General features: G+C 32.5%; 4 protein-coding genes and 1 pseudogene. All 5 read right to left on the minus strand.

Features of this window, described 5'->3' with window-relative positions:
* Positions 1–50 precede the first annotated feature (50 nt).
* The 5 genes and pseudogenes from dnaI to RWZ86_RS08180 all read right to left on the minus strand — a co-directional run bounded on the left by dnaI (position 51) and on the right by RWZ86_RS08180 (position 4,114).
* On the minus strand, positions 51–974 hold the full coding sequence (gene dnaI, locus RWZ86_RS08160) for a primosomal protein DnaI (protein ID WP_314681324.1): 924 nt from the start codon (positions 972–974) through the stop codon (positions 51–53).
* Positions 975–976: 2 nt separating this feature from the next.
* Positions 977–2,464, minus strand: a complete 1,488-nt coding sequence (locus RWZ86_RS08165) for a DnaD domain protein (RefSeq protein ID WP_314681326.1) — start codon at positions 2,462–2,464, stop codon at positions 977–979.
* 12 nt (positions 2,465–2,476) lie between these two features.
* Positions 2,477–2,953, minus strand: a complete 477-nt coding sequence (nrdR, locus tag RWZ86_RS08170; RefSeq protein WP_314681329.1) for a transcriptional regulator NrdR — start codon at positions 2,951–2,953, stop codon at positions 2,477–2,479.
* Between the two features lie 29 nt (positions 2,954–2,982).
* Entirely contained in the window at positions 2,983–3,588 is a 606-nt protein-coding gene (gene coaE, locus RWZ86_RS08175; protein WP_314681331.1) for a dephospho-CoA kinase, read from the minus strand.
* Between the two features lie 219 nt (positions 3,589–3,807).
* Positions 3,808–4,114, minus strand: a pseudogene (locus tag RWZ86_RS08180) (hypothetical protein).
* Positions 4,115–4,298 lie beyond the last annotated feature (184 nt).

Here is a 4,298-nt window from a genome sequence, read left to right on the forward strand (position 1 = left end):
TCTACCACTAATTTTATAAAAATCAAGAAAATTGTTTCTTTTTTTGAAAATTATGAATAGCGACGATTTTCCCCATCTAAGAAAATTTCTTTCGATAAGAAACGGACACGTTCAATCAAACGTTTCGCCTTTAATAATTCTACATCTCCACGATTTGACACACTTAAATGTTCTTGTAATTCTTCAATCGTTAAATTAGATGAAAAGAATGTTGGTAATTCTTGCATCATACGATATTCCAATACAATCATTAAAATTTCATCTCTAAACCAAACAGAATTCGATTCTGCTCCAATATCATCTAGCATTAAAATTGGAGCTGTTTTTAATACTTCAACTTTTTCTTCTAATCGATTAGCACCAATCGCACTTTTCAATTCACTCGACAAACTTGGAACATGCACTAAAGTTGTTTCAAATCCAAGCTGAGCTAATTCATTTGCGATAGCTGCTAAGAAATACGTTTTTCCAACTCCAAATGAACCCACTAAATAAATCGCACGATGAAACTCATTTGGTTTCGCAGATAATTCATTAATAAATTTCAGTGAAGCTTGAAAAGTTTCTTGACGCTCTTTTGTAATATCTAAAGAATTTAAGGTTACATGTAATAAATTTTTAGGCATATTAATCGCATGAATTCGATTCGTTAAAGCTTGCTCTTGTTGTTTTTGGACAAACTCTTGAGTTGGACGATACACAACTTCAACAAAACCTTGATTCACACTTAATACTGGTTCCATCCCTTTAATATGTGTTTCGACTCCTTGGATACGAGCATCCCGTTGTTGAATATATTCCAAAAGGGCTGAATAGCTTTTTACTAAATTTTCTTGTGGAATTTCATCTTGATGTTCTTGTAAAAAGTTTTGAACTTCTTTGTCTTGTAAAACTTCTGCTACTATTTTTTGATATCGTTGTTGAAATGCTGTAGTAGCTGTTTTATTGCCAAATAAATCTTGCATTCCTTCCATCACTATTCTCCCTTCACTTGTTCAGAATTCCCACTAGTTTTCAATTGAGAAAGCTGAGCCTTTAATAATTGAAGATTTTCATCATCTAATGGGCTTTCTTTTGTTTCATTTGGTTTCATTGCCCAGTCAGGAACAGAAGCAACTCTTCCTTTTGGAGCATTTCCATAATATTTCTTACCTGAGTATGTTTGAACTTGTCGATTTTCGATTTTTTCTTTACGACTTGCTTTAAACTCTTTATCTCTTTGACGAACAGCTTCAATGGCTTGTTCAGCAGTTTGAATACCTTTTTGACTCCAATCATTCGCAATTGTATCCATTAAATTTTTATTAATCGTTGGATTATTTTTAACGACTAATACATAATGAATTAAAATATTAATGACTTCAGATGAAATCGTTCCTACTTGAACTAAATCTAAAATAATTCTTTGTTCTCCATTTGAAACATAGCCATTTCTTTGTTGTTTAATACTTGTCATAAAGTCAAATGGCGTCATTTCTTTTGCCAATGTAATTAATCGTTGAATGGCTTGAGGTAAATGAGTAGACGTTGGAGTTGTTTCTTGTTGTTCTTCTACGACAACTTCTGAAACTACAGGCATACTTTCTTCTTTCGGAACAACTGGAGTTACAGTAGCCTCCTCTTGTTTAGGAGCTGCTAAATGCTGATTAGCATTAATAATAATCGAATATAATTCCTTTTCATCGATTTCACCCGTCGATAAATCCGCAGCATAAATCACATATTGTGCAATTTCTCTTTCCGTTAATCCATAATATAATTGGAAGCTATTTAACATTTGCTTCACTTCATCTGTTAAAGCCTGTTCATGAACAAATTGACTCTTTAATAAATCTGTTAATAACTCCCAATCAATATTAGAGTTCAGTACTAATGATTCTTGTTGCTTCACATCTTTAATCATTTGTTTTTCTTGAACAACATTTCGCTTGTACTGTGACATATTAAAAGGTAATTGGAATCCTTCTTGGAAAGTACTAGTGACATCTTCCCCATAAATAGCCTTTTCTTTCACACTAAAACGTTTTTGTAAAATTTCAAAACGTTGATGCCCCACTTGATTCACTAAAAGTGTAGATAATAAAGCATCTTTGAAAAATAAATTTGGACTCGCTGGTGCTTGTAATTCAAATGTATATTGAGCACTAATCGATTCTTCATCTTCATAGCGATAGGTTTTTAATAAGCCAACTGATTCTAAACGGATTCTTGCTTGATAAAAATCTGGAATTCCCATATTTACTAAGGCTAATAAATCTGCCAATCGAATGACATCACTTTGATAGGAATTCGGAGAAAGCTCACTAAATAAGACTAAATATAAAGTTGAGGCTTGAACCCCTAAAAATGGTACATATAATTGCGTCACAAATTGTAATTCACGTTGTGTCAGCCAAACTTGCTGTGTCACTTGAATACAATCACGTGGATTCAACTGACTCCACTTTATTGATTTCTCGTCCATTTGATCCTCCTATTATGATTTACTATCTTTACGATCCATTTCAAAAGACATTCTTTCTAATTCTTTTAAGAACATTTTTCTATCGGTAAATTGACGATACACACTTGCAAAACGAATATAAGCAATATCATCAATTTTAGCAAGGTAGTCCATGACCATCTCTCCAATTAACATACTAGAGATTTCATTTTCTCCCTCTTGGTTAATTGTATGTTCTACTTCATTTACGATTTGTTCTAATTGACTTAATGGAATTGGACGTTTTTCTGCAGAACGAACTAATCCATTTAATAATTTTTCACGACTAAACGCTTCACGGTTTCCATTTCTTTTAATCACTAAAATCGGTGCTTTTTCTAATCGCTCAAATGTTGTAAATCGATAACCACACTCATCACATTCTCTTCTTCTTCGAATTGAACGACCATCGTCTGCTGGACGGCTATCAATCACTCTTGAACCATTAAATTTACATCTTGGACATTGCATGACGATGTCCCCTTTCTTCAACTTTTTTCTTATTGTAGTATATCATTTTTCGTTTCTACTAGCCACTGTTCAACTTGCTGATATAACTGCTGAATCGTGCCTTGATTATCCAATAAAACTGTCGCTCTTTTTCGTTTTTCTTCAATGGATAATTGAGAATCGATTCGAGACAACGCTTCTTGTTTTGTATATTGATTTCTTCTCATTAATCGTTCTAATTGTAGTTCTTTTGGAACATAAACAACGATAATCTCTTCGCATAATTCCTCATAGTGCTTTTCAAATAATAGAGGTAAATCTAAAACAATCATGTTTTCCCCTTTTTGACGATACGCTTCGATTTCTTCTAAAATCATGATTTTAATGAGTGGTTGTAATAATTCATCTAATTTTTGACGATTTTCTGCATTTGAAAAAACTAATTCCCCTAATTTTTGACGGTTTAAGCTTCCATCTTCTTCAAATACATCACTACCGAAAGCTTTTCTAATTTCTATAGCGCCTTGACTATTGGGTTCAACTACTTTACGAGCAACTTCATCTGCATCAATGACAGGAATTTTCAATTGTCTGAAATAAGAAGATACCGTAGATTTCCCAGAAGAAATCCCGCCTGTTAATCCAACAATTTTCATAAAATTCCTCCTTATAGCTCTTTTGTTCTATGTTAGATGAAAATAAAGATTCATGCAATAAAAAACTATGTAAGAGAAACAAAAAAGGAATTTCCCCGTAGCAGCAATAAGCCTCGCTTTGCGAGTACCGCCCCCCAAAAAGTTAGACCAAAAATCTAACTTTTTGGGGTCACTACACCTATTAAGGTGTATATGTGCGCCTTTGTAAACAAGAAACTATTATTCGATGTCCATTTCTGCCTCTTGGTTTTCTGTAATTTCTACTTTTGTTTCTTCTCTTTTCTCTATGATTTTTGTCGGCTTCCTCTTTACGAATTAGAGATATGATTAGCTGATAAAATTCATCTTTGATTAAGTTCATGCTTTCTGTAAAGCTATTTTCAAAGACTGCTCCTTTTTCATATATTCTTTTATCTCTCTATTTTCTTTCTTCCTGTTTCTGCTGACTGGTGAGTTTTTTTCTTTTGTTTTGTAATTGCTTTATTTCTTCATCTACCATTAAGATTTTTTCTTCTATGTTTTTCATTTTGTCTTTTCCTCTCTTTCTTATTTTGAGCAAAGAAAAAAACAGTAAACCTTTTTTCGATTTACTGTTTCTCTGTTATTTTTATTAAGTTGCTAGTTCCACAAACAATTGGAATTTATTGCTTTGTTACTTTAGAAAAAAATAACAAATAAACTCCAAATATAAATTTAATGATTGCATCAAT

It is taken from the genome of uncultured Granulicatella sp. (genome assembly GCF_963545075.1).
Taxonomy (GTDB): domain Bacteria; phylum Bacillota; class Bacilli; order Lactobacillales; family Aerococcaceae; genus Granulicatella.

What these genes read in the sequence shown, in the direction of transcription:
- dnaI (WP_314681324.1), bottom strand. Translation starts at nt 974, where the DNA reads ATGGAAGGAATGCAAGATTTATTTGGCAATAAAACAGCTACTACAGCA.
- RWZ86_RS08165 (WP_314681326.1), bottom strand. Translation starts at nt 2,464, where the DNA reads ATGGACGAGAAATCAATAAAGTGGAGTCAGTTGAATCCACGTGATTGT.
- nrdR (WP_314681329.1), bottom strand. Translation starts at nt 2,953, where the DNA reads ATGCAATGTCCAAGATGTAAATTTAATGGTTCAAGAGTGATTGATAGC.
- coaE (WP_314681331.1), bottom strand. Translation starts at nt 3,588, where the DNA reads ATGAAAATTGTTGGATTAACAGGCGGGATTTCTTCTGGGAAATCTACG.